The organism is Streptomyces sp. NPDC055400, from assembly GCF_053644375.1.
In genome coordinates this window covers 573,656-588,726 of sequence record NZ_JBSHLM010000003.1, presented here as the reverse complement: position 1 = coordinate 588,726, position 15,071 = coordinate 573,656, and the positions used below count along the sequence as shown (strand labels likewise).

14 protein-coding genes and 1 tRNA gene are annotated in these 15,071 nt (G+C 71.1%); 5 read left to right on the top strand and 10 right to left on the bottom strand.

The annotated features are described in order from the left end of the window. Nucleotides 1–14: 14 nt before the first annotated feature. From ACWIGU_RS10785 to ACWIGU_RS10760, 6 genes are all read right to left on the bottom strand, one after another. Entirely contained in the window at nt 15–1,181 is a 1,167-nt protein-coding gene (locus ACWIGU_RS10785) for a lipid-transfer protein (RefSeq protein WP_454399485.1), read from the bottom strand. Further along, nucleotides 1,178–1,702: a MaoC family dehydratase gene (locus ACWIGU_RS10780; protein ID WP_454399677.1), complete on the bottom strand. Its 525-nt coding sequence runs from the start codon at nt 1,700–1,702 to the stop codon at nt 1,178–1,180. Before ACWIGU_RS10780 ends, ACWIGU_RS10785 begins: the two co-directional genes overlap by 4 nt. A 17-nt stretch (nt 1,703–1,719) precedes the next feature. Then, complete coding sequence (locus ACWIGU_RS10775; protein WP_454399483.1) at nt 1,720–2,835, bottom strand: acyl-CoA dehydrogenase family protein; 1,116 nt, start codon at nt 2,833–2,835, stop codon at nt 1,720–1,722. Nucleotide 2,836: 1 nt separating this feature from the next. After that, entirely contained in the window at nt 2,837–3,772 is a 936-nt protein-coding gene (locus ACWIGU_RS10770) for a bifunctional MaoC family dehydratase N-terminal/OB-fold nucleic acid binding domain-containing protein (RefSeq protein ID WP_454399676.1), read from the bottom strand. Nucleotides 3,773–3,780: 8 nt separating this feature from the next. Then, the gene (locus tag ACWIGU_RS10765; RefSeq protein WP_454399481.1) at nt 3,781–5,019 is read right to left on the bottom strand and encodes an acyl-CoA dehydrogenase family protein; all 1,239 of its coding nucleotides are present in this window, start codon (nt 5,017–5,019) and stop codon (nt 3,781–3,783) included. Between the two features lie 246 nt (nt 5,020–5,265). Continuing rightward, on the bottom strand, nt 5,266–5,577 hold the full coding sequence (locus ACWIGU_RS10760) for a hypothetical protein (RefSeq protein WP_454399479.1): 312 nt from the start codon (nt 5,575–5,577) through the stop codon (nt 5,266–5,268). A 331-nt stretch (nt 5,578–5,908) separates the two neighbouring features. Between ACWIGU_RS10760 and ACWIGU_RS10755 the strand changes: the two genes are divergently transcribed. Further along, on the top strand, nt 5,909–6,793 hold the full coding sequence (locus ACWIGU_RS10755; protein WP_454399477.1) for a bifunctional DNA primase/polymerase: 885 nt from the start codon (nt 5,909–5,911) through the stop codon (nt 6,791–6,793). A 92-nt stretch (nt 6,794–6,885) separates the two neighbouring features. Here the strand turns inward: ACWIGU_RS10755 and ACWIGU_RS10750 are convergent. After that, a tRNA-Ser gene (locus tag ACWIGU_RS10750) sits at nt 6,886–6,970 on the bottom strand. 61 nt (nt 6,971–7,031) lie between these two features. Next, nucleotides 7,032–8,504 (bottom strand): S1C family serine protease, encoded by a 1,473-nt coding sequence (locus ACWIGU_RS10745; RefSeq protein WP_454399475.1) that lies wholly within the window; start codon nt 8,502–8,504, stop codon nt 7,032–7,034. Between the two features lie 190 nt (nt 8,505–8,694). Here ACWIGU_RS10745 and ACWIGU_RS10740 point away from each other — a divergent pair, with 190 nt between their 5' ends. The 3 genes from ACWIGU_RS10740 to ACWIGU_RS10730 all read left to right on the top strand — a co-directional run bounded on the left by ACWIGU_RS10740 (nt 8,695) and on the right by ACWIGU_RS10730 (nt 11,278). Further along, complete coding sequence (locus tag ACWIGU_RS10740) at nt 8,695–9,510, top strand: glycerophosphodiester phosphodiesterase (RefSeq protein ID WP_454399473.1); 816 nt, start codon at nt 8,695–8,697, stop codon at nt 9,508–9,510. 149 nt (nt 9,511–9,659) lie between these two features. Then, nucleotides 9,660–10,211 (top strand): ATP-binding protein, encoded by a 552-nt coding sequence (locus ACWIGU_RS10735; RefSeq protein WP_454399471.1) that lies wholly within the window; start codon nt 9,660–9,662, stop codon nt 10,209–10,211. A 104-nt stretch (nt 10,212–10,315) separates the two neighbouring features. Beyond that, the gene (locus tag ACWIGU_RS10730) at nt 10,316–11,278 is read left to right on the top strand and encodes a DUF5926 family protein (RefSeq protein WP_454399470.1); all 963 of its coding nucleotides are present in this window, start codon (nt 10,316–10,318) and stop codon (nt 11,276–11,278) included. 229 nt (nt 11,279–11,507) lie between these two features. On the opposite strand, the gene ACWIGU_RS10725 is transcribed toward ACWIGU_RS10730, so the two are convergent. Together ACWIGU_RS10725 and ACWIGU_RS10720 are read right to left on the bottom strand one after the other, a co-directional pair. Continuing rightward, a complete protein-coding gene (locus tag ACWIGU_RS10725) occupies nt 11,508–12,191 on the bottom strand; it encodes a hypothetical protein (RefSeq protein WP_454399468.1) in 684 nt (227 codons plus the stop codon). A 54-nt stretch (nt 12,192–12,245) separates the two neighbouring features. Continuing rightward, complete coding sequence (locus tag ACWIGU_RS10720) at nt 12,246–12,941, bottom strand: bifunctional DNA primase/polymerase (protein WP_454399466.1); 696 nt, start codon at nt 12,939–12,941, stop codon at nt 12,246–12,248. Between the two features lie 460 nt (nt 12,942–13,401). Here ACWIGU_RS10720 and ACWIGU_RS10715 point away from each other — a divergent pair, with 460 nt between their 5' ends. Next, nucleotides 13,402–14,925 carry a PP2C family protein-serine/threonine phosphatase gene (locus ACWIGU_RS10715; protein WP_454399464.1) on the top strand — a complete coding sequence of 508 codons (1,524 nt, stop codon included), beginning with the start codon at nt 13,402–13,404 and terminating at the stop codon, nt 14,923–14,925. Nucleotides 14,926–15,071: the final 146 nt, after the last annotated feature.

Here is a 15,071-nt window from a genome sequence, read left to right as displayed (position 1 = left end):
GACACACCCCGCGTTCAGCCGTCCGCTCCCAGAATCAGACCCGATGTGGGGACGCCGGTCCCCGCGGTCACCAGCGCCGTGGCGGCGCCGGCTATCTGGTTCACCGCCGTGCCCCGCATCTGCCTGACGGCCTCCGCTATGCCGTTCATCCCGTGCAGGTACGCCTCGCCGAGCTGCCCGCCGTGCGTGTTGAGCGGGAGCCGTCGCTCCGCCACGAAGTCCGCCGCCTCACCCGGACCGCAGAAGCCGAACTCCTCCAGCTGCATCAGCACGAACGGCGTGAAGTGGTCGTAGAGGATCCCCACGTCTATCTCGCCCGGCGCCAGCCCCGCCGACCGCCACAACTGCCGTGCCACGACACCCATTTCGGGCAGGCCCGTCATGTCGTCCCGGTAGAAACTCGTCATCTGCTCCTGGTTGCGCCCGGCCCCCTGGGCCGCCGCCGTGATCACGGCGGGCCGGTGCGGCAGGTCGCGGGCCCGCTCGACGCTGGTGACGACGATCGCCTGCCCGCCGTCGGTCTCCTGACAGCAGTCGAGCAGCCGCAACGGCTCCACGATCCACCGCGACGCCGCATGGTCCTCCAGCGTGATCGGCTTCCCGTGGAAGTACGCCGCCGGATTGGTGGCCGCGTACGCGCGGTCCATGACAGCTACATGGCCGAACGCCTCGGGGCCCAGGCCGTACGCGTGGAGATAGCGCTGCGCCGCCATCGCCACCCACGACGCGGGGGTGAGCAGCCCGAACGGCAGTGCCCAGCCGAGCGCCACCCCCTCCGCCGACGGCTCCCGATGCTGCACCCCGGAGCCGAACCTCCTGCCGGAGCGCTCATTGAACGCCCGGTAGCAGACGACCACTTCGGCCACCCCGGTCGCCACGGCGAGCGCGGCCTGATGCACGGTGGCGCAGGCTGCACCACCGCCGTAGTGGACCCGGGAGAAGAAGGAGAGATCCCCTATACCGGCGGCCTGCGCAACGGTGATCTCCGGGCTGGTGTCCATGGTGAACGTGACCATGCCGTCGACATCGGCGGGAGAGAGCCCGGCGTCGTCCAGCGCCGCTCCCACCGCCTCCACCGCCAGCTTCAGCTCACTGCGCCCGGAGTCCTTGGAGAACTCGGTCGCCCCGATCCCGACGATCGCCGCCCGCCCGCCAAGACCGTCCTTCGCCCGCACGCTCATGCCGGCCTCCCCGACGCCGAGGGACGGGACGGCGTGCTCGTGGGGTTCGGAGTGCTCGGGAGGGTGACTGTCACCGTCCCGGTGACGTGCTTGCCCAGCCCGTTGGCCCCGACGATCCGCACCACCACCGTGGCGCCCCCGCCCTCGGACTCGCTCCCGTGCCCGCTCCCACCGGCGGCTCCCTGTTGGACCTCAGCCACCCTCCCGGTCAACACCATGGTGTCTCCTGGGTAGTTGGGCGCGCCCAGCCGTATCGCGACCTTGCGCAGCACCGCTGCGGGGCCGAAGTGATCGGTGACGTAACGGCCGACGAGTCCGTTCGTCGTCAGGATGTTCATGAAGATGTCGGGGGAGCCCTTCTCCCTGGCGAGCTCCGCGTCGTGGTGCACGTCCTGGTAGTCACGGGACGCGATGGCCCCGGAGACGATCAGCGTCCGGGTGACCGGAATCTCCAGCGGCGCCAGCTCCGTGCCGATCCCCACAGCTGCCTCCGCCACAGCGACTTCCTCCTCCTGATCCATTCCCTCCCTCTCCGCCTTCACTTCCGCGCCCACGTCGTCCCCGCCCCCTCCGCACCGCTCCCGTCGTCTCCGGCAATCAGGTCGCCCAGCTCCGCGAGCAGTTCACCCCCGCATCCCAGATAGGCGTCGAGCTGTCTGCCCCACAGGAAATGCCGGTGCACGGGATGCTCCAGGTCGGCGCCCATGCCGCCGTGCAGATGCTGCCCCGCGTGCACGACCCGTCTGCCCGCCTCGGATGCCCACCAGGCCGCGGTCAGCGCATGGTCCGCGTAGGGCAGCCCCTCGTCCCGTCGCCATGCCGCCTCGTACGCGGTGACACGGATGGCCTCCGTATCCATATAGGCGTCAGCTGCCCGTAGTTGGACCCCCTGCTTGGCGGCGAGTGGTCTCCCGAACTGCTCCCGCTCGTTCGTGTACTCCACGGCCCGCGCCAGCGACCCCGCGCAGACCCCGGACTGGAGCCCCGCGAACGCGGTCCGGGCCATCGCCAGCACATGGTCGTACGCACCGGCCCCGCCGAGCCGCTCCGCCGGCGCCCCGTCGAGAACGAGCCGGCCCGCCGACCAGGGCGCGCTGAGCTCGACCGCATCGCAGCCGGCATCGCCCGTACGCACTGTCCACAGACCCCGGTCGGCCGTCGCCACCAGAACCCAGGACGCGTCCCGAAGCCACGGAACCCAGGGCACCACCCCCGTGAGCCGCCCCGTGTCCCCACCGGTCCCTGCTTCCCCCGCTTCCCTTGCCTCTCCTTCCTCCGCACCGTCGACCCGCACCCCGGCCCGCGCCGGAAACGCCCCCGTGGCCACCTCCGTCCCGTCCCGCAGACCCGGCAGCAGCCGGTCCCGCTGCTCGGAGGTGCCATGCTCCGCCACCGCGAGCAGCCCGTACACGCAACTGGCGGCGAACGGCACCTGCGCCGTCGTCCGGCCCTGCTCCTCCAGCATCAGCACGAGTCCGAGCAGCCCGGTCTCCTCCACCGCCCCCGGCAGACCGGCGGAGCCGAGCGCCTTCCACAGCTCGGGGTCCGTGACGGTGCCGGCCGCCGCGAGACGCTCGGGGGTCGACAGGTCACCGAAGATCCGCGCGGCCAGACCGGCAGCAGCCGCCTGGTCCTGCGTAGGTGTGAAGTCCACGTCAGCCCTCCCCTCCCGCAGCGGCACCCGAACCGTCACCGGCCCGGAAGACCGGCAGCACCAACTCCTCGTCCACCGGCAGGAATTCGAGCCGTACCGGCATCCCTATGCGGACCTTGTCGTATGGCACCCCGACCACATTGCTGATGATCCGGACACCTTCGGCCAGCTCGACCAGACCCACCGCGTACGGCGGGTCGAAGGCCGGGAAGGGCGGGTGGTGCATCACCACGTACGAGAAGACGGTCCCCTCGCCGCTCGCCTCGACCGTGTCCCAGTCCTGCGAGGCGCACGCGCCGCACCCCGGCAGCCAGGGAAAGCGCAGCGTCCCGCACCCCTCGCACCGCTGGATGAGGAGGCGGTGCTCACGGACCCCTTCCCAGAACCCCGCGTTGTCCCGGTTCACCACCGGACGGGGCCGCAGGGCCTGCTGCCCCCGCGCTCCCCCCACCGCACGCCCTGCCCGCGCCGCGGGAGCGTACTTGAGGATCCGGAAGCGATGCGTCCCGGCGATCTCGCCGCCCGCCCTGACGTCCATGCGCGTCGTGACGAAGTGCCCCGTGCCCAGCTTCGTCGTCTTGCGCTCGGACACCGACTCGATCACCGCGTCGAAAGTGATCGTGTCACCGGGCCGCAGCGGACGCAGATACTCCTGCTCGCAGTCGGTGGCGACGACCGAGGTGTACCCCGCGCCGTCCAGCAGCGCGAACAGCTCGTCGTAGGCGCCGCTGCGCCCCTGGTGCCCGGAGAGCCCACCCATCGTCCAGGCCTGGAGCATGGTCGGCGGCGCTATGGCATCGGGCCCCACGTACGCGGGACTGGTGTCCCCCATCGCCTCGCACCAGTGCCTGATCATCGGCACGTTGACCAGGTCCTTGCCGACCCCCGCGGTGGCCGCGGGCAGCCCTTCGAAAGCCTTCAGCGCCGCGTACGTCATCTCGCCGGTCACCGCCGCCCCCTCCTCATCCCGAGCCGCATCGTCGCGACGATCTCCCTCTGCACCTCGCTCACGCCGCCCCCGAACGTGTTGATCTGCGCCGCCCTGTTCATCCGCTCCAACTCCCCCTCCGCCGTCCCGCCCCGAGCGCCATCGCCCGACCCGCCACCACCGGACCCAACGCCCGCGTCACCACCAGCCCCGCCCCCGAACGCCCCAGGCGACCCGGCTCGAACCAGCGCCGCGTCGCCCGCGATCTCCTGACACATTCGGTACACCTCGACCGCCGATTCGGTTCCCATGAATTTCACGCCGCTCGCGTCGCCCGGCGCGAGCCGCCCCGCCCCGACGTCCCCCACCAAACGCCAGTTGAGCAGGCGCGTTGCCGCCAGTCGGGCATGCACCTCGGCCAGCCGCGACCGCACCCACGGCAGGTCGATCCGGCGCGCCCCCGTCACCGGATCGGGTGAACGAACCGCTTCGAGCACCGCCGCGTAGAAGTCCTCCGCCTGCATCCCGATCGCGGCGAGCGCGACCCGCTCATGGTTGAGCTGATTGGTGATGAGACCCCAGCCACCGTTCTCGTCCCCGACGAGATGCGAGGCGGGAACGCGGATCCCGTCGTAGTACGTGGCGGTCGTGGTCAGCCCGCCGACGGTCTCGATGGGCGTCCAGCTGAAGCCGGCGGCGTCCGTCGGAACGAGAATGATCGAGATGCCCTGGTGCTTGGCGGCTTCTGGGTCCGTGCGGCAGGCCAGCCAGATCCAGTCGGCGTTCTGCGCGTTCGACGTGAAGACCTTCTGCCCGTCGATGATCCAGTCATCGCCGTCGCGGACCGCCCGAGTCCGCAGCGAGGCCAGATCGGTCCCCGCCGACGGCTCGCTGTACCCGATCGCGAAGACCAGCTCCCCCTCGAGGATCCGCGGCAGGAAGTACGCCTTCTGCTCCTCGGTCCCGTACTTGATCAGGGTCGGTCCGACGGTGTTCAGGGTCACCATGGAGACCGGCGCGCCCGCACGGTACGCCTCGTCGAAGAAGACGAACTGCTCGTCGGGGCCCCGGCCCTGGCCGCCGTACTCGACGGGCCAGCCGAGCCCTAGGAGGCCGTCGGCACCGATGCGACGCAGCAGGTGCCGCTGGGCCGTTCGATCGTCGTGGGCGGGCGGCCCGTCCGGCATCAGTTGCCGGAAGTAGGCGCGCAGTTCGGCGCGGAGTTCCTGCTGGCGCTCGGTGGGGGCGAGGTGCACGGCGGCGGCCCTCCCGGACCTCGTACGAACAAGGGTCTCTGACTGTCTGCTTACGAGGGAAGCTTTCTGACTGACCGTCAGATTCGGTACGACTGTCCGCCAGGTTCGGTACGGGTGTCAAGGGATCAGCACGCGCGCGTGAAGGGCCGCTCGGTGCCCGAAAACGCCTGTGCGGCGATGCCGAAGCACCGCCGCACAGATGTCACGCACCCCTGGAAATGGCCCCCGCCGACAGGAGCCGGCCGGCTACCAGAGCTCGGTGAAGTTCACCGCGATGTTCTCGTTCGACTGGTCGATGGCCGTGAACGCGGAACCGTTCACCTGGGCCGTGTTGTTCTGGTTCGAGGCGCCGGAGCCCACCGCCTGCTGCTGACCGGTGGACGAGTTGCCGTGGTTGCTGCCGCCGACACCACTGCCGCTCACGGTCGCCACACCCGCGTTCGATCCGTTGTCCGCGAAGGACCCGTTGTCAGCCATCGCCACCCCCGAGAAGAGGGCTGCCGCGAGGGGCAGGGCGGCGACGGCGGCGAGGGCGCGGGCGGTACGGATGTGTGCCATGTCAATTCCTCCAAGAAGCGATAACTGCTGGTTGATCCAAGGCAGTTGGCCGACCGCCTCGGTCGTTGCTCACGACGTCGCGAGATCAGAATTGCCCACCGAATCCCCGTCGAACCAGTCCGGAAGGTGGTATTCCCCCGCAAGCGTGAGGACATGTCGATAAACATGCTTCGCGCCCTTAAAGGCCCAGCTCAGCCGGGATTGCGTCCCACCGGCACAGCACAGGTCGGCCGCCGCAGGGGCTGAAGCGTTTCGGCGCATTTTTGGTAAATACGCTCCACCCGGGCGAGCCCCCCTTCCTTTACTCGAACATTCGTACGAACATGGAGGTATGGCCACCACCGACCGGCATGCAGTGCCCCTTGCGACCCTGGCCCTCGCCCACGCCCTCTCCGCCGCCGAGCGCGGACTGGCCGTGATCCCGCTCTCCCGCACGAAGCTCCCCGCCCTGCGCTCCCCGCACCGCGACGAAGCCGACCCGGCCCCGTGCCACGGCGAGTGCGGCCGCCCCGGCCACGGCGTGTACGACGCCACGACCGACCCGGGCCGCATCCGTGATCTCTTCGCGGCGGCGCCCCGCGCCACCGGCTACGGCATCGCGTGCGGGCTGCCCCCGCACCACCTCATCGGCGTCGACCTCGACACCAAGTCCGGTACGGACTCCTCGGCCGCACTGCGCGAACTGGCGCTGCGCCACCTCTTCACGATCCCGGACACCGTCGTCGTGGCCACGCCCAGCGGCGGCCGTCATGTGTGGCTGTCCGGACCGCCGGACGTCGTGGTCCCCAACTCGGCGGGACGCCTCGCGCCGGGCATCGACATCCGTGGCGCGGGCGGCTATCTCGTGGGCCCCGGCTCCCGCACGGCCCAGGGCGTCTACAGCGCGGTCCCAGGAACCGCCCACCTGCCCGTCGCGCCCTGCCCGCCCGCGCTCCTGCGGCTGCTCACGCCCCCGCCACGCGCGCACCACCCGTCACCGGCACATGCGGGCCAACACGGCCAGGGCCTGGTCCAGTTCGTGCTCGCGGCGCATGAGGGCCAGCGCAACACCCGCCTGTTCTGGGCCGCTTGCCGCGCCTACGAGAGCGACCTCGGCGACAGCCTCACGAACGCCCTCGTGGAGGCCGCGACCCGTACGGGCCTGACGGAACGCGAGGCCCGCTCCACGATCGCCTCGGCGGCCCGGATGACCCGGCGCGACGGCACGGAGGCGTAGGCCGCCACGCCCCCGGACGAACCTGCCTTCCCAGGACACGCGTAAGGGGCGCCCGCCATAGCGAACGCCCCTTACAAACACCTACCTGCAAGCGGTGGGTGTGGGATTTGAACCCACGGTGACTCGCGCCACGACGGTTTTCAAGACCGTTCCCTTAGGCCGCTCGGGCAACCCACCCTCGCCCCGCCGGCGACCGGCGGAGCGAGGACCAGGGTAGCGGGTTCGGCCGGGAGTTCGGTCAGCTGTCGCCCTTGCGCTCACCGAGGACCACGTCGACCGTGTGCTCCGCGCCGCCGCGCTTGTACGTGATCTTGACCGTGTCGCCCGGCTGGTGCGTCCAGATCTGGCCGATCAGGGTCGGACCGCTGTCGATCACCGTGTCGTCGAGCTTGGTGATGACATCGCCGGGCTTCAGGCCGGCCTTGTCCGCCGGGCCGTTCGCCGTGACCGCGGACGAGCCGCCCGCGCCCTGCTCGGTGATCTTCGCACCGTCACCCTGCTCGTCCAGCGCGACCGAGGCACCGATCACCGGATAGACCGGCTGGCCCGTCTTGATGAGCTGCTTGGCGACGTTCCTCGCCTGGTTGATCGGGATGGCGAAGCCGAGGCCGACCGAGCCCGACTGGCCGGAGCCGCCGATGCCACCGCTGCTCCCCGGCTGGATCGCCGAGTTGATGCCGATGACAGCGCCCCGCGCGTCGAGCAGCGGACCGCCCGAGTTGCCCGGGTTGATCGAGGCATCGGTCTGCAGCGCGTTCATGTACGACGCCTTGCTGCTGCCCGAGCTGTCACTGGACGCCACCGGGCGGTCCTTCGCCGACACGATGCCCGTGGTCACCGTGTTCGACAGGCCGAAGGGCGCGCCGATCGCGATGGTCGAGTCACCGACGGCGACCTTGTCCGAGTTGGCGAGCGCCAGCGGCTTCAGGTTCGACGGGGCGTTCTTCAGCTTGATGACCGCCACGTCGTAGCCCTGGGCTCGGCCGATCACCTCGGCGTCGTACTTCTTGCCGTTCGAGAACGTGGCCGAAAGCTTTCCTCCGTCGGCGGCGGAGGCCACCACGTGGTTGTTGGTGAGTATGTGGCCCTGCTTGTCGTAGACGAAGCCGCTGCCGGTGCCGCCCTCGCCGTCGCTGCCCTCCGCCTCGATGGTGACGGTGCTCGGCAGCGCGTTCGCCGCAAGGCCGGCGACCGAGGCCGGGTCACGCTTGAAGTCCGCCGGGTTGTCCGAGGCGGAGACCGTCGTCGAACCCGCGCCACTGTCGTCGTTGCGCTCGGCCGCCCAGTAGCCGATGCCACCGCCGACACCGCCCGCGATCAGGGCCGCCGCGACCACCGCGGCCAGCAGACCGCCACGCCGGTGGCCCGGCGTGGGCTCCGGAGCCTGGTAGGAGGCGCCCCAGGGGTGCCCTCCGCCGCCACCGTCCCCGTACGACGGAACGGCGGGCGGCGGAGGCGGCCAGCCACCCGAGGCCGCGTTCGCGGCCTCGTGCTGCCCACCGGGTGTCGGCGCAGCCCCCGAGGCCGCGCCGGCACCCTCGTGCGCCCCCGGCGCCGCGCCCTCGACCGGCGGGATCACCGCAGTGGGCGCGTCGGCGGGCTCCGGAGGTGGTGCGGAACCGGCGGGTGCGGAAGTAGCGGGAGATTCCACCGGCACGGGAGGTGCGGACGGGGCCGGGGGTACTGAAGTGCCCTCGTTCTCGGTGCTCACAGCTCTTCTCCTCGATCCACGGCTGTACCAGCTGATTCCATCGGCATTGCTGTTTGTATGCGGTCAGCTTTTCCCACGGGACGTCAGGGCACCATAAGGCGTTCCTGTGTGTCCGGTGCCATCCTTTACGCCGGGCGAAACGGACGCATCCGCTGGGCGGCCCCGCGCCTCACGATGGCACCATGACGCGGTGACCCTCGCACGACAGCAGCAGATCCAGGTCGTCGCCCACCGCGGAGCCTCCGACGAGGCTCCCGAGCACACGCTGGCCGCGTACAGAAGGGCCATCGAGGACGGTGCCGACGCCCTCGAATGCGATGTACGGCTCACCGCGGACGGCCATCTCGTCTGCGTGCACGACCGCCGCGTCAACCGTACGTCGAATGGACGCGGTGCGGTATCGGCCCTGGAACTGGCGGATCTCGCCGCCCTCGACTTCGGCTCCTGGAAGAACAGCGAGGCCGGCCGCACCAGCGCGGAGGGCCCCGACTGGGAGGACACCTCCGTCCTGACCCTGGAGCGGCTGCTCGAACTGGTCGCCGACGCGGGCCGCCGCGTGGAGCTCGCCATCGAGACCAAGCACCCCACCCGCTGGGCCGGCCAGGTCGAGGACCGCCTGCTGATGCTCCTCAAGCGGTTCGGCCTGGACGCCCCCACCGGAGCGCCGGACGCGCCGTCCCCGGTGCGCGTCATGAGCTTCTCGGCCCGCTCCCTGCACCGTGTCCGGGCCGCGTCGCCCCACCTGCCGACGGTCTATCTGATGCAGTTCGTCTCGCCCCGCCACCGCGACGGCCGCCTCCCCAAGGGGGTGTCGATCGCGGGCCCGGGCATCCGGATCGTCCGCAGCCACCCCGGGTACGTGGAGAAACTCAAGCGGGCGGGCCACCAGGTGCACGTGTGGACGGTCAACGAGCCGGAGGATGTCGACCTGTGTGTCGGCCTCGGCGTCGACGCGATCATCACCAACCGCCCCCGCGCGGTTCTGCGCCAGCTCGGAAGGGACTAAATCCGGCCACTTTCCTCACAGGGAGTGCTCCGGCGCGTTCACTCCGTATTCGATCGTTACGAGTGCGTCACTGAGCGTGGATTGGCCGGTTTCCGGTCCAGTCCATTGGGGCATTCACACCGTGGCGTGGGGCAAAGGAGGTCTCGGGGGTGGCGTTGGTGGTGGCACAGGAGGTGCCCACGTCGTCGAGCATGGCCGTACCCCATGGCCCTGCGGGCGTGGGCGAAGCAAGACACCGGATGCGTGATCAGCTGCGCGTCGGCGGGGTCTCGGAAGCGGTCATCGACGATGCCGTACTGATCCTGTCCGAACTGCTGAGCAACGCCTGCCGGCACGGCAGGCCGCTGGGCGACGACATGGCCGGGGACGGCGACGTCCGGGCCGCATGGAGGGTCGACACGCGGGGCTGTCTCACCGTCGAGGTGACGGACGGTGGTGGTCCGACCCGCCCGGTTCCGGCCACGCCCTCGGTCACCGCGCACGGCGGCCGCGGGCTCAACATCATCTCGGCGCTCGCCGACGACTGGGGCGTACGTGACGACGCCCCCGGTGAAGTGACGGTCTGGGTGGTCGTGCACAAGGACGTGCGCTCCGAAGGCGAAGCACAGGGGCAGCGCACCTTCGCTACGCGCGTGGCGAACCGCGCGCCCGCGAGCATGTCCGACCTCGATTTCGCGGACGCCTTCGACGACTTGGGCTGAATCCCGCTCAGGCCCGACGCCCCGGCCTGATCCCCGCCCCCGGCCGTACGAGGGGCTAGGCTCGCGCCCGTACGTACGAGAGCCGTAACCGGGAGACACCCAAGATGGCCAAGAAGCGCCCCCAGACCAAGGGCAAGTCGCACGTCAGCAGCGGGGAGATCCCGGTCGTCGGCGCCCGTGAGCCCTGCCCCTGCGGGAGTGGCCGCCGCTACAAGGCCTGCCACGGCCGCGCCGCCGCGCACGCGGTGACCGAGCTGGTGCAGCGCCCGTTCGACGGTCTCGCGGGCGAGGGCGACTGGATCGCGCTGCGCGAGCTGGTGCCCGCCGCGACGGTGCCGCTCACCCTCAAGGAGAGCCTGCCGGACGGCGTTCCCTCCGTGACGCTCGCGACGGTGCTTCCGATGGCGTGGCCCGCGCTGCGCCGCGACGACGGCTCGGTCCTGCTCGGCCTGCAGAACGACACCTCGTCCGGCGACCTGAGCCGCGACCTCGCCGACACCCTTCAGCGCGCGCTCACCGCCGAGCCCGGTACGCCGGTGCAGGCGCGCCGCGCACCCGCCGACGGCCCGCGTCTGCAGGACCTGCTCGACCCCGAGGCCGCCTTCGAGCCGGTCGTGCACACGGGATTCGAGTTCTGGGTGCCCGACTCGGAGAACGCGAGCCCGGAGGTCTCCGCCTCCCTGGAGCGGGCCAACGCGGCCGCCATCCCGACCGTGAAGCTGTCCGGTGTCGAAGGCGCCTACTGGTGCGAGACGCCCGACAAGAACCACCTGCGCTGGGTCATGCCGCACCCCGAGGAGCAGCTGCTCGACGCGCTCGCCCGGCTGCACGCGGCCGGCGAGTCCTCGCTCGGCGAGGGCACGCGCCTGGTCGGCTCGTTCCGGGCGCACGGCCTGACCGTTCCGGTCTGGGACCTGCCCACCGGGGTGAGCGCCGAGGATGTCGAGAAGCCGGCCGCCGAGTTCGCCGAGCGGCTCGCCGCGGCCCTCGCCTCCGAGGCACCGCTGACCGTCGAAGAGCGCCGGGCACGCGGCGGCCTCACCAATCGACAGGTGACGCTCAGCTGACCGACCGGTCAGCCACAGGAAGCCCTCGGAACGGGTGACTCCGGTCACAACTCCCCGTAGCGGCAGGTAAATCCGCATACGAATAGCCGAGATCGAATTTGCTAACGGCCGATCTCTTGTTACCGTTCGAGTAGCCCGGTTGCTGGTGCATCCCCCGTCGCCAGCAACCGGGTCCTTGTTTTTCCGGGACTTCCCCGTGGGCCTGCGCCCGGGAAATCGTCCCGTCCGCTCAGCGTCCGGCCGGCGTCGGCGCGTTGCTTCCCGACCTGAGCAGCAGCGGCCCGGCGTCCCCGGCTCCCGCGAACTCCGCCACCGCCGAGTAGTCGCTCGCCTCACCCGAAGTGCGCTCCCGAGGCGTGTCACACGTCCCCGGTTCGTCCTGGGCACCCACCGCGCAGTGCATCTGTACGGTGCGGCCCTCCGGAGCCATCAGCGTCAGGACGGAACTCAGCGGCCCCCCTGTCGCGTTCCTGTAGTAGGTCCTCGCCCACGTGTCCCGCCCCTGGGTCAGTACGCAGGTCTGCGCCTCGATGCCGTCGGGAGAGGCGAGTTCAGGTCCGCATCGTGCCGTCGTGGTGATGCCGAGACCAGTGAGGAAGGAAGTACCCGGCGGCCGCCCGTGGGACCGGCGCGCTTCGCCCGCCGCATCCGTCGCCGCGGTGTCCGCCGTGCCGCTCTCGCCCGCGCCCGGTTTGTCGTCGACCTTGTCGGCGCTGCCGGCGTCACCCGTGGGCAGTTCGCCGGGGTTGAGGCTGTCCTCCGTGGCCGTGCCGCCGACGGGGCCCGCGGACGCGCCCGCCAGCGGGAGGAGAACGGTCAAGGCCACGACCGCGAGAAGACCGAGCAGACGAAGGCGCGAATGGGGTCTCCCCTGCTCGAGGCCGGTCGAGAGCTTGGGGAAGGGGGAGGGCATGCGCCGAAGATATCGGCGCCGCCCCTTCACACCCTCGCCGCGCGCCCAATTCCCCTACAACTCGGGCGCGCTCACACCCGTACGAGTGAGGGCATCCACCACCGCGTCCACCACGGCCTCCACATCGGGCACCCAGGGCGCCGCGGAGCCGGGCAGCGGTGCGCGCTCCCAGCAGACCTGGCCGAGGCCGGTGCCGGACGGAGGCAGGGCCAGATAGCCGCCCTCGCCGTGAAAGCGCAGGGACCCCGGCACCCAGTCCTGGGCGTAGAGCAGCTCGCCCAGCTGCTCCATGGAGTAGGGCGCCACGAGGATGAAGAGACGGTCCCTGGTGGCGACGACCGGGCCGAGCCTGATGTCCGTACGGTCGAGCGCCTCGAGGGCGCGGGCTCCGGCGACCGAGGGGAGGCTCACCGCGCAGGGTGCGCGGCCGCCGCTCGCGCCCGCACCGGCCCCCGTGGCCAGCACGATCGGCGCTGTCGGACGGTTGGTCCACCACCACCGGATCATGCGCTCGTCCGTGGTCGCGGCGAGCAGCCCGGGGTCGAAGGGGTGTGCGCCGGGCACCGTGCACTCCGGGTCGGGGCAGGCGCAGCTGACGCCGTCACGGCGCCTCGCCCCCACGAGCCCCACGCCCGGGAGTACGGGCCACTGCCATGCGGTCGCGAAGGTCAGGGCCGCGCTGAGCTGATCAGACTTCCCGTTGTTTCGCCTGGACAGGAGCCTGCGTCGCCTTCCGAGGATCTCGCGCATGAGCGCTCGTTCCTTTCCGTAGACCGAAGAGAACGCCGTGGGCCACATCACACTGTGTGTCGAGCACTTCACTGAGCGTACATACTGGGAGCGCCGCACCCCAGCCTTGAGCAGGGGGAACCCCTATAGTCCGAGCGCCGGCCGCGTACTTGAAAAGCCTGGCGTGGGGTGGCGGCGCCTGGCGTTTGCCGTCGCGCGTGTTACTCGCCGCCTCCCCCACGGGAGGATGGGGCACGGTCGTCGGTGGTTAGGACGCCCGGGTCCGTCGCCAGGTTCCGGGTCGATCCCAACTGCCCCTGGCCTTCTCCGAGAACGTACCCATCACGACCGCTGTGACGCTCTGTCGAACAATGCCAGTCGACCGCAATACGGCCTCACCCGAGGCACTTTTCAGCCAAGTTCGATCAGAGATCACTAATGCCGCACGGGCCTCCTGGACACCAGGAATCCCAGCAGGACAATGCTGGACATCCCCTCATCGGTGCGTGTAGATGTGGAGACACTGCTGGCGGCGCAGAATCACATGGGGGTTTGCGATGCTATTGAGCAATACGCACCGGCCGGAAAGCCGGACGCCATGACAGCCCCACACTTTCCGAAAGTGGCCGGAATCGATTCAACGGTTCCCCCACCGGCACACACTGTCGCGCCCGCGTCACCCGCGCCCGCGCCCCCTTCCCCCGCTGGAGCGCCCGGAGCCCCCGGCGCCCCCGGAGCACTGATCCAGGACCGGCTCGCCGGCTGGGTCTCCGACCTCACCACGCTGCACGAACTCACCGAGCGCCTGGCCAGGGCGGCCGTCCTGGACGACGCCCTGCACGAGGTGCTGCGCGCCGGCGCCGCCCTCGTCGGCGCGCGCCGCGGACTCGTCGTCCTGGAACCGGCCGACGGCCTGGGGCCCGACACCACCGTCGGACTCGGCCTCGCCCGCGCCGACCTCGGCCACATCGAGACGGTGCCGCGCGGCGCGACCTCGTACGGGAGGATCCTCGACCGCGCGGACGCGACCGGCGAGCCCGAGGTGCACGCGGATCTGCTGTCCGAGGACGGGCTCGACCCGCGCCACCGCGAGGTCGCCGCTCGGCTCGGCTACGCGGCGAGCTTCGCGGTGCCCCTCGCGACCGAGGCGGCGGGCCGGCTCGGCGCCGTGGTGTGGCTCTACGACGAGCCCGCCGAGCCCGTCGAACGCCAGCGCCACCTGGTCGGTCTGTACACGCGCTACGCCACCGAACACCTCGCGCGCCTGCTCGAACTGGAGCGGGCGCGCACCAAGTCCCGCACCATCGCCGAGGAGTTGCTGCCGCCGCGGCTCCCGCGGGTCGCGGGTGTCCAGCTCGCTGCCCGCCGCCGCACGGGCCCGCGCGGCGGCGGCGACTGGTACGACGCGCTGCCGCTGCCCGAGGGCGCGCTCGGCCTGGCCGTCGGCTCCGTCACCGGCGCCGGGGCCAGCGCCGTCGCCGCGATGGGCCGGCTCAGGGCCAGCCTGCGGGCGTACGCGGTGATGGAGGGCGAGGACCCCGTCGCCGTCCTGTCCGATCTGGAGCTGCTGCTCCGGCTGACCGAGCCCGCGCGCAGCGCCACCGCCCTGTTCGCGTACTGCGAGCCCGCCCTGCGCAAGATCGTCCTGGCCGGGGCCGGGCACAGCCCGCCGCTGGTCATCGGCGACAGACGTACCGAGTTCGTGGAGACGTCGCTGTCCGCGCCGCTCGGGATGCTGGCCTGCTGGGAGGCGCCGAGCGTCGAGTTCAGCCCGGAGCCCGGCGAGACCGTGCTGCTGTACACGGACGGCCTGCTGCACCGCACCGGTGACCCGATGGACCGCGCCTTCGCCCGTCTGCACGCGGCCGCGGCCGGTGTCCCGCGCACGATCCGCGACGACCCCGGCGCGATCGCCGACCACGTCCTGCACACCGTCCTGCCGGACGGGCTCGACGCCGCCGACAGCGACGAGGACGTCGTGCTGCTCGCCGCGCGCTTCGAGTGACCCGGTGACCGGGGCGGTACAGCCCGTAGCCCTTGATGTAACAGGTCTTCCGGCCCTGGGCCCCCTTCCGTACGACCGTACGATGGTGGGGGTCCATCGTTGTACCCAGGCCGCACCCAGGCCGATCCCAGGGCCGTATCTAGGAG